Origin of the sequence: uncultured Dietzia sp. (genome assembly GCF_937873725.1) — a bacterium.
In the GTDB taxonomy this organism is placed as follows: domain Bacteria; phylum Actinomycetota; class Actinomycetes; order Mycobacteriales; family Mycobacteriaceae; genus Dietzia.
Map to the genome: position 1 here is coordinate 13,481 of NZ_CALMYY010000127.1, position 25,487 is coordinate 38,967.

Annotated in this window: 21 protein-coding genes, 1 tRNA gene, 1 other RNA gene and 1 pseudogene; 8 read left to right on the forward strand and 16 right to left on the reverse strand. The window is 71.3% G+C overall.

Annotation, left to right across the window (positions count from 1 at the left end):
• Positions 1 to 3 precede the first annotated feature (3 nt).
• From Q0444_RS14110 to Q0444_RS14130, 5 genes are all read right to left on the reverse strand, one after another.
• Positions 4 to 843 (reverse strand): SDR family oxidoreductase, encoded by an 840-nt coding sequence (locus tag Q0444_RS14110; RefSeq protein ID WP_299023550.1) that lies wholly within the window; start codon positions 841 to 843, stop codon positions 4 to 6.
• Between the two features lie 65 nt (positions 844 to 908).
• Entirely contained in the window at positions 909 to 2,402 is a 1,494-nt protein-coding gene (locus tag Q0444_RS14115) for an NAD(P)/FAD-dependent oxidoreductase (RefSeq protein ID WP_299023552.1), read from the reverse strand.
• A gap of 79 nt (positions 2,403 to 2,481) precedes the next feature.
• A complete protein-coding gene (locus Q0444_RS14120) occupies positions 2,482 to 3,261 on the reverse strand; it encodes an SDR family oxidoreductase (RefSeq protein ID WP_299023554.1) in 780 nt (259 codons plus the stop codon).
• Entirely contained in the window at positions 3,261 to 4,091 is an 831-nt protein-coding gene (locus Q0444_RS14125) for an alpha/beta fold hydrolase (protein WP_299023556.1), read from the reverse strand. Before Q0444_RS14125 ends, Q0444_RS14120 begins: the two co-directional genes overlap by 1 nt.
• A complete protein-coding gene (locus Q0444_RS14130) occupies positions 4,088 to 5,581 on the reverse strand; it encodes an NAD(P)/FAD-dependent oxidoreductase (RefSeq protein ID WP_291081533.1) in 1,494 nt (497 codons plus the stop codon). The genes Q0444_RS14125 and Q0444_RS14130 overlap by 4 nt, the downstream gene beginning before the upstream one ends.
• 62 nt (positions 5,582 to 5,643) lie before the next feature.
• Between Q0444_RS14130 and Q0444_RS14135 the strand changes: the two genes are divergently transcribed.
• Positions 5,644 to 6,258: a TetR/AcrR family transcriptional regulator gene (locus tag Q0444_RS14135; RefSeq protein WP_291081532.1), complete on the forward strand. Its 615-nt coding sequence runs from the start codon at positions 5,644 to 5,646 to the stop codon at positions 6,256 to 6,258.
• Positions 6,259 to 6,276: 18 nt separating this feature from the next.
• Here the strand turns inward: Q0444_RS14135 and Q0444_RS14140 are convergent, their stop codons facing one another.
• The 5 genes and pseudogenes from Q0444_RS14140 to Q0444_RS14160 all read right to left on the reverse strand — a co-directional run bounded on the left by Q0444_RS14140 (position 6,277) and on the right by Q0444_RS14160 (position 10,761).
• A complete protein-coding gene (locus tag Q0444_RS14140; RefSeq protein WP_291081531.1) occupies positions 6,277 to 7,704 on the reverse strand; it encodes a ribonuclease catalytic domain-containing protein in 1,428 nt (475 codons plus the stop codon).
• 67 nt (positions 7,705 to 7,771) lie between these two features.
• Positions 7,772 to 8,202: RNase P RNA component class A (gene rnpB / locus Q0444_RS14145), an RNA gene on the reverse strand.
• A gap of 14 nt (positions 8,203 to 8,216) precedes the next feature.
• A pseudogene (locus Q0444_RS14150) lies at positions 8,217 to 8,852 on the reverse strand (histidine phosphatase family protein); the annotation flags it as partial.
• A gap of 8 nt (positions 8,853 to 8,860) precedes the next feature.
• On the reverse strand, positions 8,861 to 9,592 hold the full coding sequence (locus tag Q0444_RS14155; RefSeq protein ID WP_291081527.1) for a zinc ribbon domain-containing protein: 732 nt from the start codon (positions 9,590 to 9,592) through the stop codon (positions 8,861 to 8,863).
• An 11-nt stretch (positions 9,593 to 9,603) separates the two neighbouring features.
• The gene (locus tag Q0444_RS14160; protein WP_291081525.1) at positions 9,604 to 10,761 is read right to left on the reverse strand and encodes a Nif3-like dinuclear metal center hexameric protein; all 1,158 of its coding nucleotides are present in this window, start codon (positions 10,759 to 10,761) and stop codon (positions 9,604 to 9,606) included.
• Between the two features lie 169 nt (positions 10,762 to 10,930).
• On the opposite strand from Q0444_RS14160, the gene Q0444_RS14165 reads away from it, so the two are divergent.
• Entirely contained in the window at positions 10,931 to 11,869 is a 939-nt protein-coding gene (locus Q0444_RS14165) for an SURF1 family protein (RefSeq protein ID WP_291081523.1), read from the forward strand.
• A gap of 95 nt (positions 11,870 to 11,964) precedes the next feature.
• Here the strand turns inward: Q0444_RS14165 and Q0444_RS14170 are convergent.
• Positions 11,965 to 12,037, reverse strand: a tRNA-Val gene (locus tag Q0444_RS14170).
• Positions 12,038 to 12,132: 95 nt separating this feature from the next.
• On the reverse strand, positions 12,133 to 12,567 hold the full coding sequence (locus Q0444_RS14175) for a DUF3052 domain-containing protein (RefSeq protein ID WP_291081521.1): 435 nt from the start codon (positions 12,565 to 12,567) through the stop codon (positions 12,133 to 12,135).
• Between the two features lie 309 nt (positions 12,568 to 12,876).
• Here Q0444_RS14175 and aceE point away from each other — a divergent pair, with 309 nt between their 5' ends.
• The 5 genes from aceE (at position 12,877) to Q0444_RS14200 (ending at position 20,068) form a co-directional block, all read left to right on the forward strand.
• On the forward strand, positions 12,877 to 15,672 hold the full coding sequence (aceE, locus tag Q0444_RS14180; RefSeq protein ID WP_299023565.1) for a pyruvate dehydrogenase (acetyl-transferring), homodimeric type: 2,796 nt from the start codon (positions 12,877 to 12,879) through the stop codon (positions 15,670 to 15,672).
• Positions 15,669 to 16,931 (forward strand): CdaR family transcriptional regulator, encoded by a 1,263-nt coding sequence (locus Q0444_RS14185; RefSeq protein WP_299023567.1) that lies wholly within the window; start codon positions 15,669 to 15,671, stop codon positions 16,929 to 16,931. Before aceE ends, Q0444_RS14185 begins: the two co-directional genes overlap by 4 nt.
• Before the next feature lie 155 nt (positions 16,932 to 17,086).
• Positions 17,087 to 18,013: an ACP S-malonyltransferase gene (locus tag Q0444_RS14190; protein WP_291081095.1), complete on the forward strand. Its 927-nt coding sequence runs from the start codon at positions 17,087 to 17,089 to the stop codon at positions 18,011 to 18,013.
• Between the two features lie 105 nt (positions 18,014 to 18,118).
• Positions 18,119 to 18,370: a meromycolate extension acyl carrier protein AcpM gene (gene acpM / locus Q0444_RS14195; RefSeq protein WP_007629089.1), complete on the forward strand. Its 252-nt coding sequence runs from the start codon at positions 18,119 to 18,121 to the stop codon at positions 18,368 to 18,370.
• A gap of 261 nt (positions 18,371 to 18,631) precedes the next feature.
• Complete coding sequence (locus Q0444_RS14200; protein WP_291081089.1) at positions 18,632 to 20,068, forward strand: acyl-CoA carboxylase subunit beta; 1,437 nt, start codon at positions 18,632 to 18,634, stop codon at positions 20,066 to 20,068.
• A gap of 92 nt (positions 20,069 to 20,160) precedes the next feature.
• Here the strand turns inward: Q0444_RS14200 and Q0444_RS14205 are convergent, their stop codons facing one another.
• The 4 genes from Q0444_RS14205 to Q0444_RS14220 form a co-directional block, all read right to left on the reverse strand.
• The gene (locus Q0444_RS14205; RefSeq protein ID WP_291081087.1) at positions 20,161 to 20,670 is read right to left on the reverse strand and encodes a DUF3145 domain-containing protein; all 510 of its coding nucleotides are present in this window, start codon (positions 20,668 to 20,670) and stop codon (positions 20,161 to 20,163) included.
• A gap of 255 nt (positions 20,671 to 20,925) precedes the next feature.
• The gene (locus tag Q0444_RS14210; RefSeq protein ID WP_291081085.1) at positions 20,926 to 21,789 is read right to left on the reverse strand and encodes a serine hydrolase; all 864 of its coding nucleotides are present in this window, start codon (positions 21,787 to 21,789) and stop codon (positions 20,926 to 20,928) included.
• Positions 21,790 to 21,845: 56 nt separating this feature from the next.
• On the reverse strand, positions 21,846 to 23,426 hold the full coding sequence (locus Q0444_RS14215) for an ABC transporter permease (RefSeq protein WP_299023579.1): 1,581 nt from the start codon (positions 23,424 to 23,426) through the stop codon (positions 21,846 to 21,848).
• Positions 23,423 to 24,397 carry an ABC transporter ATP-binding protein gene (locus tag Q0444_RS14220; protein WP_291081081.1) on the reverse strand — a complete coding sequence of 325 codons (975 nt, stop codon included), beginning with the start codon at positions 24,395 to 24,397 and terminating at the stop codon, positions 23,423 to 23,425. Before Q0444_RS14220 ends, Q0444_RS14215 begins: the two co-directional genes overlap by 4 nt.
• 59 nt (positions 24,398 to 24,456) lie before the next feature.
• On the opposite strand from Q0444_RS14220, the gene Q0444_RS14225 reads away from it, so the two are divergent.
• A partial coding sequence (locus Q0444_RS14225) for an alpha/beta hydrolase (RefSeq protein ID WP_299023582.1) occupies positions 24,457 to 25,487 on the forward strand: 1,031 nt, incomplete at its 3' end.

The window sequence follows — 25,487 nt, forward strand, 5'->3', positions numbered from 1 at the left end:
GCCTCAATTCCCGTTGATCCGACGGTCATAGTCCGATCGACGGGATCGGTCGACGTCGAGGAAGGTGTCGTACGCGCCGAGCGCCCGGTACATGCCGTCCCGGAGCCGACGACCGACAAGTGGTTGCATCGCGAGGAGCGGCCGCAGCAGGCCCGGGGTGTAGACGTCCTTTTTCCGCTTCACGATCGCGGTGGCGATCTCGCGGGCCACCTCCTCGGGCTCGACGGTCCTGACCAGCCTCGCCCCCTTGGTCCCGGAGATCAGGTCCGTGTTGGTGAAGAAGGGGATGACACAGGTGAAGTCGACGCCGCGGCCGGCGAACTCGATCCGCGCGCCCTCGGTCAGGTGCACGAGACCGGCCTTCTGGGCGCCGTAGTTGAGGCCGCCCGGAACCGCGGCCTTGCCCGCGCTGGAGGAGACGTTGACGATGTGGCCGCGGCCCCGGGCCAGCATGTCGGGGAGCGCGAGCCTCATGCCGAGGATCGGCCCGATGAGGTTGATGTCGGTCGAGCGGCGCACGATCTCCTCGGACTGCTCGAGGAAGGGTCCGATCGGCATCACCCCGGCGTTGTTGATGAGGACGTCGAGACCGCCCATGTCCGACCGGGCCTGATCGAGGAACGCGGCGAAGGAGGCCGAGTCCGTCACGTCCAGCACCGACGAGGTGACCGAGGGGCCGAGGGCTTCGGCGGTGTCGCGGACGCATCCGGCGTCGATGTCGCCTATGCACACCGTCGCTCCACGTCGGACGAGTTCGGCCGCCGTCGCCCGCCCGATCCCGCGCCCCGCGCCGGTGATGGCGATGCGCCTGCCTGCCAGGTCCTGGCCGGAGGTGTTCTTCATCTGCTGATTCCTTCTTCTGATCTCGTTGACCCGGGACGGTCGTCGCCGGGATCCGGCCGGCGCCCTCACGGAGCCGGGACGGGCTCCCACTCGCTGGGGTCGACGGTCGCGAGCATGGTCCGGTGGGCCTTGGCACTCCATGGCCAGACCTCGGGAACGCCGTCGTCCCCGAGGTACCAGGACCGGCACCCGGTGGACCAGATGTTGTCGGTGCTCCGGAGTTCGTCACGGACGGCGCGGTTGAAGGCGTCCATCGCCTGACGGCTGGGGGCGCTGGGACCCCATTCGCCCCGGGCGAACCGGGCGGCCCACTCGACGATGTAGCGCGTCTGGGTCTCCGCCACCGTGATCTGCGACTGGTTCCCGAACGGGCTGTGGGGGCCGAGGAGCATGAAGAAGTTGGGGAACCCGGCCAGGGCCACGGTGCGGTGTCCGCGGGCCCCGTCGGCCCACTCCTGGTCGAGCGTGCGTCCGTCGAGACCCGTGACCGTGATCGGGCGGGTGAACGCATGGGCGTCGAACCCCGTGGCGAGCACCAGGACGTCGAGTTCGTGGAGTCGACCGTCGGCTGTCCGGACACCGCGGGGCTCCACCCGCACGATCCCATCGGTGACCAGGGCCACGTCGTCGCGCTGGATGGCGTCGTAGTAGCCGTCGCAGAGGACGAGCCGTCGACACATGGGCTCGTAGTCCGGGGTGAGTGCGCGCCGCAGTTCGGGGTCCCGGACCTGCCCGAGGTTCCGCCGGGCGGCCCAGCGAACGATGTCGCGGCGGAGTCCGGGCTTGAGGACCGCCGCGCCGAAGGTGTGCTCGAACCAGATCTGCACCAGCCTGCGGTAGGCGTTCCGAAGCGGGCCGAATCGGCCCAGGGCTCGTCTCACCCACCCCGGGATCTCGGGATTGCCCCAGCTCAGGACCCACTGTGGCGTGCGCTGGAAGACGGTCAGCCGGGCGGCTCTGCCGGCGACGGCGGTGAGGATCTGCGCGCCGGTCGACCCGCTGCCGATGAGCCCGACCCGCTGGCCGTCGATGGCGACGCCGTGGTCCCAGCGGGCCGAGTGGAACATGGCGCCCTCGAAGGTCCGGAGGCCGTCGATGTCCGGCATCGCGATCTGGTGGACGACACCGGTGGCCGAGACCAGGATGTCCGCGACGTCGCGGCTCCCGTCGCTGAGGTCGAGCGCCCAGTGATCGCCGCTCCAGGTCGCCGCGAGGACCTCGATCCCGAACCGGGTGCGGTGCTGCAGGTCGCGTTCGGCGGCGAACGTCTCGAAGTACCGTTGGATCTCCTCGCCGCCCGCAAAGACGTGACTCCAGTCGGGGTTCTGCGCGTGGCTGTAGGAGTAGTAGGCCGACGGCACGTCGCAGGCGACCCCGGGGTAGGTGTTCTCGCGCCACGTCCCGCCGAAGCGGTCGGCCTTCTCGTAGATGACGAAGTCGTCGAGACCCTCTTCCGAGAGCCGATCGGCCAGTCCCATCCCGGACATGCCGCCTCCGACGATGGCCACCCGTGGGGCTCTGCGGGCGTTGGACTCCACTGCTCTCTCCTCGTCGCTCACTGCTGGCCGTCCGCGCGGGAACGCGCCTCGGCGAGATGGGCATCGACCCTGGGCGCACCCCACCGGAGGATGCGCTGCATCAACCGGATGGAGGCGGACGGCCGGATCGGGTGAGCACGGCGATCGGCCGGGTGGGGGTGGCGCTGACCACCACCTCGTTCCGCCCGGTCCGCAGACCCCGGACCACCGCTCGGCCGACGGCTGCGGGGGTCCTGGTGGCGACGCGCTCCAGGACACCGGGGGTCAGCGCCCCGGTGTAGTTGGCCCCCATTCCGGCGTCGCGGATCAACCCGGGGAAGACCGTGGTGATCGCGATCCCCTTGTCGCCCACCTCGGCGGCCAGGGCGCGGTTGAAGGCGGCGATCCCGTGCTTCGAGGCCGCGTAGCCGATCAGGTAGGGGATGGCCATCATGCCGCCGATGGAGGAGATGGTCAGGACGTGGCCGCGTCCCCGTTCGACCATCCCCGGCAGGACGGCGTGGGTGAGCAGCATCGGAGCGACGAGGTTGAGATCGACCTCGAAGGCGAGGTTCTCCGGGGTGCGGTCGTGCCACGGGGCGACGAACTCGATGCCGGCGTTGTTGATGAGGATGTCGAGCGGCCCGAGCGCCTCCTCGGCACGGCGGACGAGGTCCGACGCGGCTGCGCGATCGGTCAGGTCGGCGTCGAGTGTGGCGACCCGGACGCCACGTGAACCCAGGTCCCGGGACAGTCCGCTGAGATCGGTGCCGGGACGGTCGGTGAGGACGAGGTCCACCCCCTGCTCCGCGAGGGCGACGGCGATCGTCCGCCCCAGTCCCCCGCCGGCTCCCGTGAGGAGCGCACGTCGGCCCGCCAGGTCGGTTCGGTCCCGCAGCATCAGCATTCTCCTTGGTCGTCCGCCGCGTCCGCGGCGGAGGTCGCGCCACGATCCACGGCGCTGGTCAGGGTGAGGATCGTCGCCACGACGGCATCCGGGTCGTCGTGCATGGGTACGTGCCCGGCCCCCGGCAGCCGCGTCAGCCGCGCGTGCGGGACGGCGGCCAGGAGGCCACCCTCGTTGCTCTCGGGCGGCAGGAGCCTGTCGCGGTCCCCCCAGGCCACCACGACCGGGGTCGCGCAGTCCGCGGCGATCGCGGGGAGGCGTTCGGCGATCACGGCGTCGAGGATGGGGACGAAGCCGTCACACCCGGCGAGCCCGCGCAGGAACGACGACGCGACCCGCGGATCGATCCCGGCCCCGTCCGCCGAGACATCCGCCATCAACACCCGTCGGAGAGCCGCGCTGCGGAGCAGTCCGACCATGGCGGGCGCGGCGTACTTGGCCGCGCGTTGGCTGACCCTCAGTCGCATCGAGAGCCTCGCCTCGAACCGGGAGCCGCGCTCCCACCCGCCGGCCGGGCACAGCGCGGTGACCGAGCGGGCCCGCCCCCGGGCCAGGAGTTCGAGGGCCAACCAGCCGCCGAGGGAGTTGCCGACGACGTGCGCGGTGTCGATTCCGGCGTCGTCCAGGACGCGCTCGAGATGATCGGCGAGCTGGGCCATGCGAACGGGGCGGCGCGCATCGAGCGGCGGGCCACCGTGGTGCCCGGGAAGCGTCGGCAGGATGAGCCGACGCCGTCCGGCCAGCGGCCCGGCGACCGTGCGCCACGCGCTGGCGGTGTCGCCGATGCCGTGGATGCAGAGCAGTGGAGTGCGGTCGTCGCTCATCGACGGACACCGTCCTTCATGAGGTTCAGCGGGCGCAGTTCGAAGTCCGTCGGATCGACGTCACCCAGGCGGCGCCGCATCTCACCGGTGGACCACGGCCACATGGTGGTGTTCCTGCCCGAGTCGTCCATGAACCAGCTGGAGCACCCGCTCGCCCACACGGTGTGCGCGATCGCGTCCTGCAGCTCGTCGTTGAAGAGCCGCTGGATCTCCGGGCGGACGGTGACCGATCCCAGCGTGTGGTGGCGCGCGTAGCGCAGTAGCGTGACGAGGCGATCCACCTGGGCCTCGATGACGTCGACGATCGAGGAGTAGACGAACGAGTTGGGACCGGTCAGCAGGAACAGGTTCGGGAATCCCGCGACGGTGGTGCCGAGGTAGGCCTGCGCGCCGCCCTCGGCGAAGTACGCGCTCATCGAGCGACCCCGCCCGTCGTGGAACAGCTCGGCGACGGGTGGTGACGCGGCGTGGTACCCGGTGGCGAGGATGAGCGTGTCCACCTCGTACTCGACTCCCTCGCCGTCGACGATCGAGTGCGGCCGGATCTGGCGGACGTCTCCGTCGACAACCCGGACGTTGGGGCGGGCCAGCGTCTCGTACCAGCGGTTCGACAGCAGGATCCGCTTGCACCCCATCGCGGTGGAGACCGTCACCCGACGCCGCAGGGCCGGATCCGTGATGTGGCGGCGCATGTGGGCGGTGGAGACCCACTCGAGGGGCCGCAACACGAGCGGATGCCGAACCCCGTACGTCCCCGCTTCGAACACCAGATGCGTCAGCCGCCGCATCACCCGCTGCGCTCCGGGCAGACGCCGGTACAGCGCCCGTTCGCGGTCCCCGACGTGCCTGTCCGGCTTCGGCAGCACCCACTGCGCGGTGCGCTGGAAGATGGTCAGCGAGTCGACGAGGGGCTGGATCTCCGGGACGAACTGGATGGCCGAGGCCCCCGTCCCCAGCACCGCGACACGGCGTCCCCGCAGGTCGTGCTCGTGGTTCCACCGAGCGCTGTGGAAGAGCGTGCCCTCGAAGGTGTCGATGCCCGCGATGTCCGGCATCGACGGCCGATGCAGCGGTCCGCAGGCCGCCACCACCCACCGCGCCGTGACCGCACCGGCGGAGGTCTCGAGCCGCCACGTGAGGTCGAGGTCGTCCCAGTGCGCCGACTCGACCTTCGTGCCGAAGCGGATCAGACCGGTGACGCCCAGATCGTCGGCGGTCCGACGCAGGTAGTCGTGGATCTCCGCATTGCCCGCGTACATCCGGGTCCAGTCCGGGTTGGGCGCGAACGAATAGGAGTAGAGCGCGGAGGGGACGTCGCAGGCGCAGCCGGGATAGGTGTTCTCGCGCCACGTCCCGCCGAGCTCGTCTGCCTCCTCGAAGACCACCACGTCGCGGAATCCGGACTCGCGCAGCTTCGCGGCGGCCGCGATCCCGCCGAATCCGGCGCCGATCACCACCACCTCGTGCTCCGGGGCCACTTCTCGGGTCATGGCGAGGACGCTTACACTTATTCCCAGTGGTGGGAATGAGTGCTTCTGGAATGATCGCAGCCATGTCCGCCAGGCCCACGCAGGAGGAGCGAGTCCAGGCCTCCACCGAGGCGCTGCTCGACGCCGCCGTCAAGGTCGTGGCCGAACGCGGGTACGCGGGAGCCAGCCCGGCGCTCATCGCCGCGCACGCCGGCTTCGACAGGAAGATGGTCCACCACCGATTCGGCTCCAAGGAGGGACTGTTCCGGGCACTGTTCGAACGCAGCTTTCAGCGCCCGCTGCTCGCGCCGACCACCGCCGTGGGCGTCCCCGGGCTCGACAGGGCCGCCAACACGATGCTCGCCCTCGAGGACATGTGGCGCGACGATCCCGACTTCCTGCGCGCGATCTTCACCGTCGCCTTCCAGGTGGCGGGCACCCGATCGGAGATCGGCGACATCTTCCACACGTGGATCGCCACCGCCCGCGACGCCGTGGAACGCGCCCTCGCCGACGGCCAGCGTGACGGATCCGTCCGCCCGGACCTCGACGCCGCGCGTGCGGCACAGGCGGCGGTCGACGCCACCACCGGTCTCACCTACCGGTGGTGCCAGGAACCCGACTCCACCGACCTCGCGCTGGAACTCCGGTCCTGGGTCACCGTCGCACGGCAACTGTTCGGCACCCGGCCCGGCTGACCGGCCCGATTCCGGGCGCTACTCGCGGTGGACCGGGGCTGCGCCGGGTCGTGGGACGTCGAAGCGGACGCGTCGACCGGAGACGTCGACCTCCGCAACCACCGCGGCGACGCGCGTCCCCGCCTCCGCTGGCCCGGTCACCTCTCCCGTCACGGGCGGATCGGCGCACCAGGCCTCGCCCGCCCGGTCCCCGGCGGGTGCCCGCAACACCACCACCGGACGCTCCTGGCCCAGCAGCCCCTCCAGGGCCAGAGCCTCCGCGAGGTCCACGCACGCGCGGTCGACCCTGCCGGCGAGTTGGTCGGACGCCGCCATCACGCCGGCCAGCTCCCTCAGCCTCGACGTGGCCCAGTCCGGGACGGGACGACCGGCGTGGAGGGCCAGGCAGATCTCGGTGCCGTAGCGGTCGACCACCCGGCGCAGCGGGGCGGTCACGTGCGCATACACACCGCCGATCCCCGCGTGCCCCAGGTCGTCCGCCGCGCTCCCCGGGCCGACGACGGTGTACGCGGCCCCCCGGAGCGCGGTGGTGGCCTCGCGCATCATCGCCATCCCCGCCGGGGTGTTGGGGTCGACACGGTCGAGCATGGTGCCCAGCCCCTCCGACGACGACCACGCCAGGCCGAGCGCCTCGGCCGTGCGTCGCAACCCGGCGACCACCCCGTCGGGGGCCCCGGGCAGGGTCCGCACCAGACCGTGCCCGCCGGCGACCATGAGCTGCGCCGCGGCGCGCCCCACGAGCAGGGACATCTGCGCGTTCCACTCGTCGGCCGCGACGCGCGGCTCGATGGCCAGCGTCCAGCCCCACTCCGACCCGACCACCTCCTGCGCCGGCAACCGGAGCGAGATGGCGCCCGACCTGACCCCCCGGAGGCGGAGCCGGTCACCGACCAGTGGTAGCGCCGCGATGGACGGGTGGAGTCGACCCGTGTCGGCGTCGGCCTGCACGCCCGCGTAGTCGAGCCTGGCGGTGTTGCGCACCAGGGCCCGCCCCACCTCGACGGCCACCGTCTCCCCCTCGGGGTCCACCTCGACGGACCACACCACCGCGGGTCGCGTCTCGCCGGGAAGGAGGCTGCCCGACCCCTCGGACAGGGACCGCGGGTGCAGGGGAACCGAGCCGTCCGGGAGGTAGAGGGTCTGTCCGCGCCGCAGCGACTCGGTCTCGAGCGCCGACCCCGGCTCGATCACGGCGCCCACGTCGGCGATCGCGTAGCGGACCCGGTGTCCCCGGTCGGTCGCCTCGATGTGGACCGCCTGATCGAGGTCGCGCGCGCCGGGAGGGTCGATGCTCACGAACGGGATGGCGGTCAGGTCGACCCGGGAGCCCGCCTCGCGGTCCGACGCCGTCTCCGCCTGGCGCAGCACGTCCTCCGGGAACTCCCCCGGGAGCCCGAACTCCGCCCGGAGCGCGCCGAAGTCGATGGCGTCCGCGTGCAGGATCATTCCGGCCTCCTCGCCGCTGGGGTGCGTGGTCCACCATGCCGGACGGGGAGGGACCGCGGGAGCGTTGCGAACGAGTCGGCCTGTAAGCCGGATCCTGTGCCCTCCGCGAAGGGAGGGCGACGACCATCCATCTGGACACACCGTCACCGGGTGCCTCGAGCGGTCCACCCGCGGACTCGGGCGAGCAGCCCTTCACGGTGCATCGCTGCACCACATCCGCGCAGCCGCACCCTCGCGGGTGCGGCCTTCGACCTTGCTCCGGGCGGGGTTTACCGAGCCGCCCCGGTCACCCGGGGCGCTGGTGCGCTCTTACCGCACCGTTTCACCCTTACCGCGCTCGAGAGCGCGGCGGTCTGTTCTCTGTGGCACTGATCCCGCGGGTCACCCCGGGTTGCCGTTAGCAACCGCCCTGCTCTGTGGAGTCCGGACTTTCCTCGGGCCGGGGCCTGCTCGCCTCACGGCGTCGGTTCCCCCGTCCGCGGCCGTCCGGCCGACTCGTTCGATCGCAGAGTCTAGTCGAGATGCGAGGTGTCGTTGACCAGGTGCACCGAGGTCGGGCCGTCCGGGTAGAAACGGACGTCCGACACCGACGCCAGGTCCAGGTGCAGGCGGAAGAGCAGCTCGTCGCCGACGCCCAGTCCCGCCTGGATCACGAGTTTGATGGGCGTGACGTGGCTGACCACGGCCACCACACCGCCCGGGCGGTCCTCGACGATCCTCCTGAGCCCCCGCTCGACGCGGGCGCGGACCGCCGCGAAGCTCTCTCCCCCCGGCGGCGGGACGGACACGTCCCCCAGCCAACGGGCGTGCAACTCCGGGTCCTGCTCGGCGGCCTCCCGGAAGGTCAGCCCCTCCCACCGCCCGAAATCGGTCTCGATGAGGTCGTCCTCCACCACGAGGGGCACCCCCGCGGCCTCGGCGGCACGTTCGGCCGTGCCGAGGCATCTGCCCAGCGGCGACGAGACGACCGCGGCCAGATGCGGGATCGACGCCAGTCGCCCGGCGGTCCGCTCGGCCTGGAACACTCCCAGGTCGGTGAGCTCGGGGTCACCCTGACCCGAGTAGCGCCGGTCCACGGACAGAGGGGTCTGGCCGTGCCGGGCCAGGACGATCCGGGTGGGCCGGCCGGTGGCGCCGGTCCAGCCGGGCCCACCGCTCACGAGTTGTCCGTGCGGACGACGATCACGCCGCACTCCGGGCAGGTCAGGACGTCGTCCGTGGGCGCGGACCGGAAGGTGGACACGGCGCTCCGGCTGAGGTCCATGGCGCAGGCCGAGCAGCGCCCACCGTTGAGGATCGCCGCTCCCACCCCGGCCTCCTCGGCGCTACGGGCGTAGAGCGCGAGGAGCTCGGCCGGGAGGCCCTCCGCCTCCCGCGCACGCTCCGCGGTCGTCGCGGTGACGGCGTCCTCGAGCTCGGCGAGGGCGGTGTCCCGGACCGTGACCGCCATGCCCAGCCGGGCATCGAGATCGGTGATGACGGCGCCGGAGTGGCGCACGTCCGCCTCGACGGCCTCGTGGCGCTCGGTCAGCTCGGCGAGCTCGGCCGTGAGGGACTCCTCGCGGCGGGCGAGCGAGCCGAGCTCGTACTCGAGCTCGGTGGCCTGGCGCTCGGACAACCCGCCGGCGGCCACCAGACCGGAATCGCTCTCGCGGCGCCGCCGGACGGCGTCGAGGTCCGATCGCAACTTGGCGATCGCACGATCCAGGTCCTCCACGTGGATGCGGGCCCGCGCCGCGGACTCCACGGCCGCGCGGCGCTCCGCCTCGAGCCCGTCCAGCGCGGCCTGCTCCGGGAGCGCGGTCCGACGGTGCGCCAGACCGCCCAGGCGCAGGTCGAGTTCGGCGATGTCGACGAGTCGACGCTGGTCGTGGGGATCGGCCTTCATGAGGGCCAAGACTACCGCCCGCGGACCCCTCCCCCCGACGCCGCCGTCCACGGGTCGGTTCGCAGCGCGCACACGGTCGCCGTCACCCCGGCCTGCTCCTCGAGAAGCGCCGCGGCCTGAGCGCACCACGGGAACTCGAGAGCCCAGTGCGCGGCGTCCACCAGCATCGGGCCGCCCCCGCGGAGGTGCTCGTCCACCACGTGGTGACGCAGGTCACCGGTGAGGTAGACGTCGGCGCCCGCCGCCCGCGCGGCGCCCAGCAGCGAGTCGCCGGAGCCCCCGCACAGCGCGACCCGCCGGATCTCGGCCTGGGGGTCACCGGCCGCGCGGACACCCCAGAGGGTCTCGGGGAGCCGGGAGCCCACCAGCTCGGTGAACTCGGCCAACGTCATGGGGTGCTCGAGTTCGCAGATCCGGCCGAGGCCGGTGTCCTCCGGCCCCGGGCCGGGGCCGGCGTGGTTGACCAGGACGTCCATGGCGGGTACCTCATACGGGTGCGCGGCCGTGACCGCGCGGCGGACCGCCGACCTGAGTTCCGGCGGCGCCACGAACTCCACCCTCGTCTCGGAGACGCTCTCGGGCTCACCGACCGTGCCGAGGGCGGGATCCGTTCCGTCACCGGGCCGGAACCGTCCGGTTCCCGGAACGGAGAACGAACACTCGGTGTACCCGCTCATCCGGCCGGCCCCGGCGGCGAACACGGCGTGCAGCAGATCCTCGACGTCGTCGTGGGGCACCGTCACCACCCACCGGTCCACGGTGCCGTCACCGGTCGGCGACAGCGGTGGGCCCGGCGTCAGGCCGAGCGTCTCGGCGAGGGCGTCGTTGACCCCGGGACGGGCGGCGTCCGCGTTGGTGTGGGCGGAGTACAGCGCGCAACCGCCCTCGATGAGCCGGTGGAGCATCCGCCCCTTGGGGGTGTCCGCAGCGACCGAGTGAACCGCCTTCAGCAACGGCGGATGGTGCACGAGCAGCAGGTCCGCACCGGCGCCGAGCGCGTGGTCGACCACCGCGTCGGTCGCGTCGACGGCCACCACGACCGTCCCGATCACCGCTGCGGGGTCACCCGCGACCAGCCCGACGCGGTCCCACGACTCCGCCAACCGCGGTGGGTACGCGCGCTCCAGGAGGTCGATCACGTCGGCCAGCGTGGGCCTTCCTGAGCTCATCGTCGTCCTTCCCGCCCGCCCCGCCACGCGCGGACGAGGTCGACCACCATCGTGCACCCGCCGCCGACGGTGCCCGGCGGGATCCGCCAACAACGCCGGCCCACCGGTCGTGCGGCCGTCCCGCGCCCTGATGGGGTGGCCGCCACTCCCCGGGCGATACCCTGGAGCAATGCGGACTCTCCGGCGTTTCATCAGTCCCGGATGGGTGATCGGCCTGCTCGGCGTGATCCTGTTCGCCTGGGCCTGCTTCGCGCTGCTGGCCCCGTGGCAGCTCGGCAAGAGCGACGACCTGGACGCCCGGAACGCGCGCCTCGCCGAATCCGTCCAGGCCGACCCCGCCCCCCTCGCCCAGGTGGTCGACGACCCCGGCGGGTACGTGGATCGCGAGTGGCGACTGGTGACCCTGGAGGGGCGCTGGCAGCCCGACGCCGAGGCCCTCCTCCGGCTCCGCTCGGTGGACGGCGAGCCCGTCTACCAGGTCCTCACCGTGTTCGATCCCGACGAGGGCGGCGACATCCTGGTCAACCGCGGGGTCGTCCCGGTCGGCGAGAACAACACCGTCCCCGCCTTCCCCGCGGCACCGGGTGGCGAGGTGGGGATCACCGCCCGGGTCCGCGCGACCGAGGCCGGGCAGGCCGAGCCGGTGGTGGTGGACGGCTTCCCGGCGGTCCGCGTGGTGGACCCGGTGGTCATCGGCGGCACCCTCGGGCACGACCTCGTTCCGCAGGGGTACCTCCAGCTGGTCGGCGGACAGCCCGGATCGCTGACCCCCGCCCCGATCCCGGGGATCGAGAGCGGCCCCTACCTCTCCTACGGACTGCAGTGGCTGGCGTTCGGAATCCTCGCGCCCCTCGCCCTCGGGTATTTCGCCTGGGCCGAGATCCGGGCCCGGCGCCGCGACGCCGAGCGGGACGAACCCCGCGCCTCCGGAACCCCCGACGGCAGCCCCGCCCCGGACAGCCGCCACGACGTCCCGGCGGGGAACCCCGCCTCCCCCGCCGACGTCGAGGTCGACGCCCGCGCCCGCGCGATGCGCGCCCGCTACGGGGACCGCGACGACGCCGAGCACCGCCGCGCCTTCAAGCGCGCGGATCGCCTGCGCGGCTAGGGGCTGGTCCCACACCACGAGATCGAGGTCCCCGCGACCGCGATCTCCTCACCCGGCCGCGTCCCCGACGAGTGGGTGCACCGGATGCCCATGGGTGCGCGCGGAGGGAATCGAACCCCCGACCGCTGGTGTGTAAGACCAGAGCTCTAACCGCTGAGCTACGCGCGCGCGAACACCGGCGCGACGAGCGCGCCGGTGTCGGTCAGATTAACCCATCGGGGAGGCCGTCTCGGCACGGGACGCCTCCGCCTCCCGGGGCCCCGTCACTTCCGCGGGATGCTGTTCTTACGCAGGGCGAGTCGGCTGCCCGCCCAGTCCCCGAGGGCCACGGTCCGGGTCTGGAGCATCCCGGCCGTCTGCGCCGACTCGGCGATCACCGAGGGTTCGACATGACCGTCGATCCCCGTCTTGGGGGTGAGAACCCACACGGAGCCCTCCTCCGCGAGCGGGGTCACGACGTCCATGAGCCGGTCCACGAGGTCACCATCACCGTCGCGCCACCAGAGCAGGACGGCGTCGACGACCTCGTCGGTGTCCTCCTCGAGCAACTCCGATCCGACGGCGTCCTCGACGGCCTCACTGATCGCCTCGTCACAGTCGGAATCCCATCCGACCTCCTGAACGAGCATGTCCTTCGTCAGTTCGAGCTGAACAGCTACCTGCTCCGCTCCGCCCTGCTGGTTCGCCGCGGCGACCACCGTGGTGTTCCTCCCTCGTATCCGGGTTGTTCTTCTCGGTCCTTCGCTGACCAGGAACACTACCCGCGTGCCTCCCCAGGGGAAACGAGTACCGCCCATTTGGCCGGTCGGCACCTCGCCTCGTGTCGCACGTCACCGTGTGGGGCACAATCGGGGACGGACGTGTGTCGGCCACCGGCCCACGCTCTGCCACCCGGCGATCCGCCCCACACCCGCGGCGCGTCAGGTCGGCCGGACCCTGCACCCCGACATGTGCGCGCACCCCACCGGGTGGCCGCCGCACGCATCGCAGAAGCGAGGACGAGACGTATGACCGAGACCGTAGGACCCAGGGATGGTTCAGCGCCCACCAACGTGCCCGTCCTCCGGGAGGGGGTCGCCTCCTACCTCGCGGATTCGGATCCCGAGGAGACCCAGGAGTGGATGGACTCGCTCGACGGCATGCTCGCCGAGGCGGGCCCCGAGCGCGCGCGGTACCTCATGCTCCGGCTGCTCGAACGCGCCTCGAAGCAGCGTGTCCCCCTGCCCGCGCTCACCTCGACGGACTACGTCAACACGATCCCCACCAGTCTCGAGTCCGATTTCCCGGGAGAGGAGTCGGTCGAGCGCACCTACCGTCGGTGGATCCGCTGGAACGCGGCCATCATGGTGCACCGTGCACAGCGACCGGGCATCGGTGTGGGCGGCCACATCTCCACCTATGCGGGGGCGGCTCCGCTCTACGAGGTCGGATACAACCACTTCTTCCGCGGCAAGGATCATCCCGGCGGCGGTGACCACGTCTTCTTCCAGGGCCACGCCTCCCCCGGGATGTACGCCCGCGCCTACCTCGAGGGTCGCCTCCGCGAGCACGACCTCGACGGATTCCGGCAGGAGAAGAGCCACCCGGGCCGCTCCCTGCCCTCCTACCCCCATCCCCGATCGCTCCCCGAGTTCTGGGAGTTCCCCACCGTCTCGATGGGCCTCGGTCCGCTCAACGCCATCTACCAGGCGCGGTTCAACCGCTACCTGCACCACCGCGGGATCAAGGACACCTCGCAGCAGCATGTGTGGGCATTCCTCGGGGACGGCGAGATGGACGAGGTGGAATCGCGCGGCGCCCTCCAGGTGGCCGCCAACGACGCACTCGACAACCTCACCTTTGTCATCAACTGCAACCTGCAACGCCTCGACGGTCCGGTCCGGGGCAACGGGCAGATCATCCAGGAGCTGGAGTCCTACTTCAACGGTGCCGGCTGGAACGTCATCAAGGTGGTCTGGGGTCGCGAGTGGGACGCCCTCTTCGAGAGGGACACCGACGGCGCGCTCGTCTCACTGATGAACTCCGTCTCCGACGGGGACTACCAGACCTTCCGCGCCAACGACGGCGCCTGGATCCGCGAGCACTTCTTCGGCCGCGACCCACGGACGGCGAAGCTGGTCGAGGACATGTCGGACGACGAGATCTGGGCGTTGCGCCGGGGCGGTCACGACTACCGCAAGATCCATGCCGCGTACAAGGCCGCCCTCGAGCACACCGGGCAACCGACGGTCATCCTCGCCCACACCATCAAGGGATTCGGTCTGGGCCAGAACTTCGAGGGGCGCAACGCGACGCACCAGATGAAGAAGCTCACGCTCGACGACCTCAAGCTGTTCCGCGACAACCAGCTCATCCCCATCACCGACGAGGAGCTGGAGGCGGACCCCACGCTGCCGCCCTACTACAACCCGGGGCCGAACTCGCCGGAGATCCGCTACCTGCTCGAGCGCAGGTCCGCGCTCGGCGGACACGTCCCCGAACGACGCCAGACCTTCACCCCGCTCTCCGTGCCGGGAATCGACTCTCTGGCCTCGCTCCGCAAGGGCTCGGGGAAGCAGTCGGTGGCCACCACGATGGCCCTGGTGAGGACCATCAAGGAGCTCATGAGGGACGAGTCCCTGCGCAACCGTTTCGTCCCGATCATCCCGGACGAAGCCCGCACCTTCGGCATGGACTCGTGGTTCCCGACGCTGAAGATCTACAACCCGCACGGGCAGAACTACACCTCGGTCGACCACGACCTCATGCTGAGCTACAACGAGGCCAAGGACGGCCAGATCATGCACGAGGGGATCAGCGAGGCCGGCTCGGTGGCGGAGTTCACCGCCGCCGGGACCGCGTACGCGACCCATGGTCAACCCATGATCCCGCTGTACATCTTCTACTCGATGTTCGGTTTCCAGCGCACCGGCGACGGCATCTGGGCCGCCACCGACCAGCTCGCCCGCGGCTTCCTGCTCGGTGCGACCGCCGGGCGTACCACCCTCACCGGTGAGGGGCTGCAGCACATGGACGGCCATTCGCCACTGCTCGCCGCCACCAACCCGGGCGTCGTCTCGTACGACCCGGCCTGGGGCTTCGAGTTGGTCCACATCATGCGTGCGGGCATCGAGCGGATGTACGGGCCCGGGTCCGCCCACGAGACGGAGACCGACGGCATCGACCGGAACGTCTCGTACTACATCACCCTGTACAACGAGCCCGTGCCGCAGCCCGCCGAGCCGGAGAATCTGGACGCCGAGGCCCTCCTGCGCGGCCTCTACCTGTTCCGCGCAGCGGGGCAGGGGTCGCGCAGGGCGTCGATCCTCGCCTCCGGCGTGGCGATGTACGCGGCCGTGGAGGCCCAGCGGGTCCTCGCGGAGAAGTGGGACGTCGCGGCAGACCTCTGGTCGGCGACGTCGTGGAACGAACTGGCCCGCGACGGCTTCGAGTGCGAGCGCCATGCCCTCCGCCACCCGGACCAGCAGGCGCGCATCCCGTTCGTCACCGCCGCGCTGCAGACCAGCGAGGGGCCGAAGGTGGCCGTGAGCGACTTCCAGAAGGCGATCCCCGAGCAGATCCGCGGCTGGGTCCCCGGTGATTTCACGGTCCTGGGCACGGATGGATTCGGATTCTCCGACACCCGCCCCGCCGCCCGTCGCTACTTCAACACCGATGCCGAGTCGATCATCGTCGCGGTCCTGGCCGGCCTGGTCCGCGAGGGCAGTATGGAGAAGCGCACGCTGATCGAGGCCGCCCGCCTCTACCGGATCGACGACGTCATGGCCGCGCCCGAGCCCACCACGGACCCCGGAGTGGCGTGACCGAGACGACGCAGCCCGAGCCCCAGGCCGGGACGGCCGCGCCGCCGCCGCGGAAGCGGGCCGCGCCCCGGCTCGCGCCGGATGAGCGGCCGGTCTCCGATGCGCTCCTCAAGCGCATCACCCGGTACTCGGGCACCCTGTCGACCGAAGCCGTCCGGGCACTGGAGCTGGAGCTGCCCTTCTTCGCCGAACTATCAGCAGACCAGCGCGCCGAGATCCAGTTGATCATCCAGAGCGCCGTGCGGGACTTCGTCACCTGGATGCGCAACCCCGAGGCTCAGCACTCCGACACGATCGCCGGGTTCAAGCCGCTGCCCAAGGGACTCGGTCAGGGGCTGTCCCTACAGCAGACCGTGCAGCTCATCCGGTCCACCTGTGAGTACTTCGAGTTGGTGATGCCGAAGATCACCCACAACGAGCGCCAGCGCGGGCTCATGATCAACGCGGTCCTCAAGTTCGGACGGGAACTCGGCTTCACCGCCGCGTCCGTCTACGCGGCCGCCGCCGAGAACCGCGGCGCGTGGGACACGCGGATGGAGGCGATGTTGGTCGACGCGGTCGTCCGCGGGGACCGTCACGCCGATCTCGCCTCCGGGGCCTCCGCCCTCAACTGGGATCCGACCACGGCTGCGACGGTGATCGTCGGACGCCCGCGGGAGGACCTCGTGCTGGCCTCCGTCCCGGCCGTGCACAGGGCCGCCGTCTCGGCCGGCCGGCAGGCGCTCGCCGTCGTGCAGGGAGCCCGCCTCGTCGTCATCCTCTCCGGGGAGCTCGACTCCGCCTCGTCGGTCCCGCAATCGGTCCTCGACGCGTTCTCCCCCGATGCCCCGGTGGTCGTCGGGCACACGGTGAGCTCCCTGGCCGAGGCCCCCGACAGCGCGGCGGAGGCCATCGCCGGGGTGGCGGCGGCGAGCGGGTGGCCGGGCGCCCCTCGCCCGGTCGCGGCGATCGACCTCCTCCCGGAGCGTGTCCTGGGCGGCGACCGGGGGGCCGCGCAGATGCTCGTCGAGCGGATCGTCACCCCGCTCCGCGGAGCCGACAGCTCACTCGAGGAGACCCTGAGGGCCTACCTCGATTCGGGTGGCCACGTCGAGGCGTGCGCGCGCGGGTTGTACGTCCACCCCAATACGGTGCGGTACCGACTCAAACGGGCGAGCCAGATAACCGACTTCGACCCCCTGGACGCCAGGGACGCGTTTGTCCTCCGAATAGCGCTCGTGCTCGGCAAGCTCGCCGAACGCAGTCCTCAGGAGAGCTAGATGGTCACTCTGATCACACCGTGTAACGAATTCCGCTTTGCGACAGATGGACGGTCGGCCAACTCGGCTTTTGTGGGAACCCCACAAGATCCGGCCGCGGTTTCTGGTTACGAGAACATCATCCGAATCGGACCAACCCGTGTTCTCTGATACTCGTGCTTTGTCTCACCGCCCCTGGACAAGGGTCCCAGAAGGCCGGAATGCTCGTGCCGTGGCTCGAGCTACCCGGCGCCTCCGACCGTCTCGACGAGTGGTCCGCCGCGAGCGGACTCGACCTCGAGCGGCTCGGCACCACGGCGACCCTGCAGGAGATCACGGACACCGCGGTCACCCAACCCCTGGTGGTGGCCTCCGCCCTCCTCGGTGCGGCGGAGCTCCGCCGACGGGGCGAGGTGCCGTCCGACTCGATCATCGCCGGCCACTCGATCGGTGAGGTGGCCGCGCTGGCGATCGCGGGCGTCATCTCGGAATCGGATGCACTCCGGCTGGCCTCCGTCCGCGGGGCCGCCATGTCGCGGGCGTGCGCCGACCGTCCCACGGGGATGATCGCCGTCCTCGGTGGGGTCGAGGCCGACGTCCTGCTCGCGCTGGAGAACGCCGGGCTCGAGCCCGCCAACCGCAACGGCGCGGGACAGATCGTGGCCGCCGGGCCGCTCGAGGCGTGTGACGCACTCGAGCAGAACCCTCCGAGCAGGGCACGCCTGCGCCGCCTCGAGGTGGCCGGGGCGTTCCACACCCGCCACATGGCCCCGGCCGTCGACGAGGTCCGGGCGCTCGCGAACACCCTCGAGGTGCGCGACCCCGGGTTGACCCTGGTGTCGAACGCCGACGGAATGGTGGTCGGCTCCGGGCGGGACGCAGTGGACCGCGTGGTCTCGCAGATCACCCACCCCGTCCGCTGGGACCTGTGCACCCAGACCATGGTCAAGCGCGGCGTGGATGCGTTCGTCGAGCTGCCGCCGTCCGGCGCGCTGGTCGGACTGGCCAAGCGGATGATGCGCGACGTCCCGCGGCACGGCGTCACGACCCCCGAGGATCTCGACGCCGCGCTCGAATCCGTCCCCGCGCTCAGCGGCGCCTAGACCACCCCCGCCCACCCCACGGTCGCCGGCCGGATCCGGCGACCTTCCTGCGACCCCGACGACGCGCCCGACCGGGCACGCCGACACCACCCGAGAGGACACCACATGGCACGCACCGAGGCCGAGATCATCGCTGGACTTGCAGAGATCGTCGAGGAGGTCACCGGAATCGAACCCTCGGAGGTGACCCCGGAGAAGTCCTTCGTCGACGATCTCGACATCGATTCGCTCTCCATGGTGGAGATCGCCGTGCAGACCGAAGACCGCTACGGGGTGGAGATCCCGGACGAGGACCTCGCCAAGTTGCGTACCGTGCAGGATGCGGTCGACTACATCCAGAAGATCGACCAGAGCTGACAACTCGTCCCGTCGCCACGGGGCGGGGACGCGATCAGGGCCGAAGGTGCGGTCGGTGCACCACGTCGAGCCCGCGTCCCCACCCCCGCACTCGGGGCATGACACGCATGACCACCCCGCACCCAGCGGGGTGACGGGCGGAAGGTCCGGCCGGGACGGGGGTCCCGGACCGATGACCTGTCGCCCACCAGCCAGTCCGGGGGTCCATCAGAGGCGCACTCTCCCTATCCGGGACGTGCGCCATGGAAAGGACTGCACTCGATGACCATCACCAGCACCATGGACCAGAACACCCAGATCGACCCGCGCGACCCCGTCGTTCGGCTCGAGAATCTCTTCGACCCCGCGTCACTGGAGTTCCTCACCGAACCCGACGCCTCGGGCGCACTCGCCGCACGCGGGCTGATCGACGGCGTGCCCACCGTCGCGTACGCCACGGACGCCACCGTCATGGGTGGCGCCATGGGCTTGGACGGGTGCCGCCACATCGTCCACGCGATCGACGTGGCGATCGATCAGCACCTGCCGATCGTCGGGGTGTGGCACTCCGGTGGCGCCCGCCTGGCCGAGGGCGTCGAGGCGCTCCACGCCGTCGGCACCGTCTTCGAGGCCATGGTCCGCGCGTCGGGCCACGTCCCGCAGATCTCCGTGGTCCTCGGCCCCGCCGCCGGCGGTGCCGCCTACGGCCCCGCACTCACCGACGTCGTGATCATGGCGCCGGCGGGCAAGATCTTCGTCACCGGACCCGACGTGGTCCGCTCCGTCACCGGTGAGCAGGTGGACATGGAGGGCCTCGGCGGCCAGGACGTGCACCACCGCAAGTCCGGCGTCTGCCACATCGCCGCCAGCGACGAGCGGGACGCCCTGCACCGGGCCCGGCGGCTCGTCACCCTCCTGTCCTCCCAGGGGGAGTTCGACCTGCGTGCGCTCGAGGGAGACCACACGGATCTCGCGGGCCTGCTCCCCGAGTCCCCCAAGCGCGCCTACGACGTGCGCCCGCTCGTCCACGGCATCCTCGACTCGTCCGAGTTGGACGGCAGCACCACCTTCGAGGAGCTGCAGGCTAAGTGGGCCCCGAGCATCGTGGTGGGCTTCGGCCGGATCGCGGGCCGCACGGTCGGCGTGATCGCCAACAACCCGCTCCGGCTGGGCGGGTGCCTCAACTCCGAGTCCGCCGAGAAGGCCTCGCGGTTCGTCCGGCTCTGCAACGCCTTCGGCGTCCCGCTGCTCGTCCTGGTGGACGTCCCCGGTTACCTCCCGGGCGTCTCCCAGGAGTGGGAGGGCGTCGTACGCCGCGGCGCGAAACTGCTGCACGCGTTCGCCGAGGCGTCGGTCGCCCGGGTCACCCTGGTCACGCGCAAGATCTACGGCGGTGCCTACATCGCGATGAACTCCCGGGCGCTCGGCGCCTCCGCCGTGTTCGCGTGGCCGGACGCGGAGGTGGCCGTCATGGGTGCCAAGGCCGCCGTGGGTGTCCTCCACAAGCGCGCCCTGGCCGCCGCGCCGGATGACGAGCGCGAGGCCCTCCACGAGCGTCTGGCGGACGAGCACGCCGCCATCGCCGGTGGGGTGGGTCGCGCGGTCTCCATCGGGGTCGTCGACGAGGTCATCGAGCCCACCGAGACCCGGCGACGACTCGCCGAGGCCCTGAACGAGGCCTCCCACGTCCGCGGGCAGCACAAGAACATCCCGTTGTGACCTGACCGGTCCGCGCACGCGAGAACGCCCGCATCCCCAAAAGGGGGTGCGGGCGTTCTGGTGGAGCCGGGGCCGGGGTCGGGCGGGGTGGGTCAGCCGACGCGGGAGAGCCAGGTGACCTCGGCGGCGGCCGGGTGGCCTCGGAGCGGTTCGAGTGCCAGGTCCCAGGCGGTGCCGAGCTCGGCCTCGACGGCCGTATGGAACGCGGCGGGTCCTGCCGCCATGAGGAGCCGAAGCCGGTTCTCGCCGATCACCACGTCGCCGTTGGCGCCGGTCTGGCCGCGCCACATCCCCAGCTCGGGGGTGTGGGAGAAGCGTTCGCCGTCGACGAGTTCGCTCGGGTCCTCGGTGACCTCGAAGGCCAACATGGACCACTTGGCCAGGGAGTCGGCTAGGCGCGCGCCGGTGCCGACCGGACCGATCCAGTCGACGATCGCCTTCCTGGCGCCGGGCTGGGCCGGCTGGTCCTCCCAGCGCATGGCCGAGTTCGCGTCGAGGGTGCTCGCCAGAGCCCACTCGACGTGAGGGCACAACGCGGTCGGCGCGGCGTGGATGAACACCACGCCGGTCGTCGTATCCGCGAAATGATTTAGGTCAGACATCGCTTCACTCCCGACTCACTGAGGGACGTCTTCCCCAACGACCTCATGAATTCGTGTGAACGATGATGCTTATGTGATTGTTGATCACCACTGTGCCTCACGTGGTGGAATTACACCAGCGAGACTCCTGGACTCTCAGCAAAGTTACAGCACGGTGGTCCCGACGCCGGCAGCACCCGCGGCGTGTCGCGGTCCGCCTGTGTCCCGGCCGGGAATCCGGCGGCGGGGTGATCTCCTCGGACGCCGACGGGCGACTCAGCCGCCGAGCGCGTCCTCGTCCCGGGTCCGCGCGCAGGCCGCGTCGACGACCCGGTCGGACAGGGCGGGCCACAGGGGTTTGGCCCAGTCTCCGAAGTCGCGGTCGGTGAGCACGACCAGGGCCGTCTCGATCTCCGGTTCCACCCAGAGCATCGTGCCGGACTGACCGAAATGGCCGAACGTCGACGGCGAGTTGTGCTGCCCCGTCCAGTGCGGGAACTTGGCCTCCCGGATCTCGAAGCCCAGCCCCCACGGGCACGGCTTCTGCATCCCGAAGCCGGGGACCACGCCGTCGAGACCGGGGAACTGCTCGGACACCGCCTCCTCGAGCGTCTGGGGGGCGAGCAGACGCGGGGAGACCAGTTCCCGGGCGAAGGCCGCGAGGTCAGCGAGGCTGCCCGAGGCGCCGTGGCCGGCCGACCCCTCCAGCACGGTCGACGTCATCCCGAGCGGCTCGCACACCGCCTCGACCAGGTACTCGGCGAACTCGATTCCCGTCGCCTCCGCGATGTGGTCCGCGAGGACCTCGAACCCGGCCGAGGAGTAGATGCGCCTCTCCCCCGGCGCACACCGCACTCTCCGTCGGTCGGAGAAGTCGAGCCCCGAGGCGTGGGCGAGCAGGTGGCGCACGGTCGACCCCTCGGGCCCCGCGGGGTCATCGAGTGAGATCGCCTCCTCCTCCACGGCGAGAAGCGCCGCCACCGCGACGATCGGCTTGGTCACCGAGGCCAGCCGGTACACCCGCGAACCGTCCCCCCTCGCGGCGATCACCCCGTCCGGGCCGACCACCGCCGCCGACACGTTGTCCACCGGCCACTCGTCGATCGTGGCGAGCGCCTTCTCGAGCAGATCCTGCGACATCGTGTCCTCCCTCGATGGTTCCTCGGCCGATCCCCGTGAGTGTCCCAGGTCCTCGATCACGTCCGCGGCACGTCGCGACGTCGGAACCCGACCAGCCCGGCGGCCACGAGGACCACCGTCAGCACCAGCAGCACCGCAACGCCCGTGGAGTCCACCGGACCCACGGGGGCCATGCCCACCGCGCCGAACGGGGACACGCGCATCTGCGCCTCGGTGAGCCGGAGGGTGGGACCCATGAACGTGACGACGGCGGCCGCGACGAACAGCGCCCAGGCCAGGACCTGCATCCGGGGGACCACGCCGAAGAGCGCCACCGACAGTCCCGCAAACACGAGCACCGCGGGAATCTGCCAGGCGCCGGCCGCGACGATCCTGCCCACCGATCCGGGGTCGTCGAGCGCGATGGCGGTGGTCAGCGCGAACGCGGTGGAGCCGGCGGCAACCACCACCACGGCCCCCACCGCCACTACTGCGGTGTGCAGGGCCAGCCACGACCACCTGGACCGCCCGGTCGAGAGCTCGAGCTCGAGCCGCCCGGAGGTCTCCTCCCCGCGCAGCCCGGCGAGGGTCTGCAGCACGAACCCCGCCCCGAGGATCCCCACGAACACCACGAGCATCTGCACGAGCGCGTCGACGAGCGCCGGGGACTCGAGAAGGAACCCCGCGAGCGCGGGGTTCGAGACGATCGCCTCGACCACCACGTCCATCAGGGCGCCGTACATCGACATGAGCGCCACGACTCCGATCGTCCAGCCCACGAGGGAACCGAGGTGCTGGTGGACCGCCACTCCGACCCCGGAGCCCCGCCACCTCGACGCGGTCGCGGGTCCCGTGCGCGCCGGCATCATCCCCGCCCCCACGTCCCGACGCCCGGAGAGCCACAGCGCGACCGCGGCCAGCGCACCCGCCGCCGCCACGGCGACGAGGAGCGGGACGACGGTGGGGTCGCCGAACGGTCGCACCAGGCCGTGCCAGCCCAGCGGCGAGGTCCAGCTGATCCAGTTCTCCTCGGTGTCGCCGATGCCGCGGGTCACCAACGTGAGGCCGGTCAGCGCCAGCCCGGTCGCCCACACGGTGCGATTGTGGGCCAGGATCTGCGCGAGAACGGCCGTGGCGGCCGCGTACACCCAGCCGGTGGCGACGAGCGAGGCGGCGTAGTACGCGGCCCCGGTCCGGTCGACCGGGATGGTGAGGGTCGCCGCCCAGATCCCCGCACCGAGGAGGACGAAGATCCCGGCGACGACGACGAGGGCCGCCGTGACCGGGGCGAGCCGACCGATCCGGGCGGACAGCAGGAGTTCAAGCCTGCCGGTCTCCTCCTCCCGGCGGGTGGACCGGGCCGTCAGGGCGATGGCCATGATCGGAATGGCGAAGCCCACGATGAACGCGAACTCGTTCATCATGACCCCGCCCAGGGTGTCGATCCCCGCCACCCTGCCGTCGAGCATGATCATGGAGTCGCCCAGCGACGCGGCGTACGTGGCGAGCTTCTCCGGGGTGTCGTAGAGGGCGGCGATCGAGAACCCGGTGACCAAGTACATCAGGACCAGGCCGAGGATCCAGGCGGTCGCGGAGCGCCAGCCGGTACGCAGTGCGGTCCAGATCACCAGTCCGGTCCCGGCCAGGGGTGACTTCACCGCGGGCCCGCCGCATCGCCCACCGCATCGCCCGCCGCGGTGGCCTGCCCGGCGCCGGGGCCCACGGCCGAGAAGGCGTTGCGGAACAGGTCGTCGAGGCTGGGCGGCGTGGCGGTGAACGTGTGGATCCCCGCCTCGTGGAGGATGCCCGTCACCTCGCCCAGGCGGTCGGCGGAGACGTGACAACGGACGTCGTACCGCCCGGCGCCGTCGACCGCGACCCGCAACCCCTCGATGCCGTTCACCGTCGCCGGGACGGCGGGGGCCCGCTCGGTCACCGCGTGGACCTCGGTCGTGGTGTGGCGCCGCAGGTCGCTCAGGGTCCCGGAGCTCACGGTCCGCCCCTCGCGAATGATGCTCACCCGGTCCGCCAGTTCCTCGACCTCCCCCATGATGTGGCTGGACAGGAGCACGGTGGAGCCGCCGTCGACCGCCTCGCGTATGCACTCCTGGAACTCCTGCTCCATGAGCGGGTCGAGACCCGACGTGGGTTCGTCCAGGACGAGCAACTCGGCGTCGGACGCCAGCGCCGCGATGAGCGCGACCTTCTGCCGGTTGCCCTTGGAGTAGTCCCGGGTGCGCTTGGTGGGATCCAGTCGGAACCGCCCGATCAGCTCGTCCCGGCGTGCCGCGTCGAGTCCTCCCAGTGCCCGACCGAGGATGTCGATGCACTGCCCCCCGGTCAGGCGCGGCCACAGCGTCACCTCCCCGGGGACGTAGGCCAGGCGGGAATGCAGATCGACCGCATCCCGCCACGGGTCCCGGCCGAACAGCCGGACCCGCCCCGAGTCCGCCCGCATGAGCCCGAGCAGGATCCTGATGGTCGTGGACTTGCCCGAGCCGTTCGGCCCGAGGAACCCGTGGACCTCGCCGCGGCGGACCTCCAGATCCAGACCGTCGAGGGCCCTGGCCCGTCCGAATGTCTTGACCAGCCCCTCCACCCGGACGACGTCGTTCGTTGCTGCGTCCATGACCTGTCCCTTCGTCGGTTCTCCTCGATCATCCTGCCGATGCCCTGCACAATGTGGCAATGCGCTCACCCATGTCCGGACATCGGACCTACCGACCGTCGCTGCAGGACCGGCTCTCCAAGATCGTCATGACGTCGGCCGGGGCGCTCCCCGGCCCGGTGATCCAGCTGGTCGCGGGCGCCCCCGAGGCGATCGACGGGCAGCTGCTCGATCCGCACTTCCAGGCCGGGGTCAAGGCGATGTCCCTGCTTTCCGACGGGGAGTACGAGGACATGACCATCGAGAAGGCGCGCAAGACGGTCGAGAAGTCCGCGTTCACCGTCTCGGGCGACCGGATCGACCTCGCCGTCGTCTCCGACCTCGTCCTCCCGCTCGGCGGTGACGATCCGGCGCGCGCGGACCTTCCCGCCCGCCTCTACTCCCCCTCCCACGGCTCCGAGGCCCTCCCGATGCTCGTCTACTTCCACGGTGGCGGCTGGGTACTGGGGAGCGTCGACTCCCACGACGCGACGTGCCGCTACCTCGCGCGGATGGGCGGACTCAAGGTCCTCAGCGTGGACTACCGGCTCGCCCCCGAGTTCCTCTTCCCCACGGCCGTCGACGACGCGGTGGCCTCGTTCCGCTACGTCCGGGACAACGCCGCCGCGCTCGGCGTGGATCCCGAGCGGATCGCGGTGGGCGGGGACAGCGCCGGCGCGAACCTCGCGACGGTCGTGTGCCACCTCACCCGCGACGCCGGGGAACGCACGCCCGACTTCCAGCTGCTGTTCGTCCCCGCCACCGACATGTCCGCGCGGACGAGGTCGTACGAGATGTTCGGCGAGGGGTTCTTCCTCACCGCGAAGAACATGGACTTCTACGAGAGCACCTACCTCCGCTCGGACGACGACCGCCTCGACCCCCGCGCCTCACCGTTGCTGGCCGAGGACTTCTCGGGGCTCCCACCCGCGCACGTGGCCACGGCCGGATTCGACCCACTGCGCGACGAGGGCGAGGCCTACGCGCGGAAGATGGCCGATGCCGGCGTCAAGGTGTCGATGCGCCGGCACGCGACCATGGTCCACCCGTTCGTCAACGCCGTCGGCGCCAC

What these genes read in the sequence shown, in the direction of transcription:
- Q0444_RS14110 (WP_299023550.1), bottom strand. Translation starts at nt 843, where the DNA reads ATGAAGAACACCTCCGGCCAGGACCTGGCAGGCAGGCGCATCGCCATC.
- Q0444_RS14120 (WP_299023554.1), bottom strand. Translation starts at nt 3,261, where the DNA reads ATGCTGCGGGACCGAACCGACCTGGCGGGCCGACGTGCGCTCCTCACG.
- Q0444_RS14125 (WP_299023556.1), bottom strand. Translation starts at nt 4,091, where the DNA reads ATGAGCGACGACCGCACTCCACTGCTCTGCATCCACGGCATCGGCGAC.
- Q0444_RS14130 (WP_291081533.1), bottom strand. Translation starts at nt 5,581, where the DNA reads ATGACCCGAGAAGTGGCCCCGGAGCACGAGGTGGTGGTGATCGGCGCC.
- Q0444_RS14135 (WP_291081532.1), top strand. Translation starts at nt 5,644, where the DNA reads ATGTCCGCCAGGCCCACGCAGGAGGAGCGAGTCCAGGCCTCCACCGAG.
- Q0444_RS14140 (WP_291081531.1), bottom strand. Translation starts at nt 7,704, where the DNA reads ATGATCCTGCACGCGGACGCCATCGACTTCGGCGCGCTCCGGGCGGAG.
- Q0444_RS14155 (WP_291081527.1), bottom strand. Translation starts at nt 9,592, where the DNA reads ATGAAGGCCGATCCCCACGACCAGCGTCGACTCGTCGACATCGCCGAA.
- Q0444_RS14160 (WP_291081525.1), bottom strand. Translation starts at nt 10,761, where the DNA reads ATGAGCTCAGGAAGGCCCACGCTGGCCGACGTGATCGACCTCCTGGAG.
- Q0444_RS14165 (WP_291081523.1), top strand. Translation starts at nt 10,931, where the DNA reads ATGCGGACTCTCCGGCGTTTCATCAGTCCCGGATGGGTGATCGGCCTG.
- aceE (WP_299023565.1), top strand. Translation starts at nt 12,877, where the DNA reads ATGACCGAGACCGTAGGACCCAGGGATGGTTCAGCGCCCACCAACGTG.
- acpM (WP_007629089.1), top strand. Translation starts at nt 18,119, where the DNA reads ATGGCACGCACCGAGGCCGAGATCATCGCTGGACTTGCAGAGATCGTC.
- Q0444_RS14200 (WP_291081089.1), top strand. Translation starts at nt 18,632, where the DNA reads ATGACCATCACCAGCACCATGGACCAGAACACCCAGATCGACCCGCGC.
- Q0444_RS14205 (WP_291081087.1), bottom strand. Translation starts at nt 20,670, where the DNA reads ATGTCTGACCTAAATCATTTCGCGGATACGACGACCGGCGTGGTGTTC.
- Q0444_RS14210 (WP_291081085.1), bottom strand. Translation starts at nt 21,789, where the DNA reads ATGTCGCAGGATCTGCTCGAGAAGGCGCTCGCCACGATCGACGAGTGG.
- Q0444_RS14220 (WP_291081081.1), bottom strand. Translation starts at nt 24,397, where the DNA reads ATGGACGCAGCAACGAACGACGTCGTCCGGGTGGAGGGGCTGGTCAAG.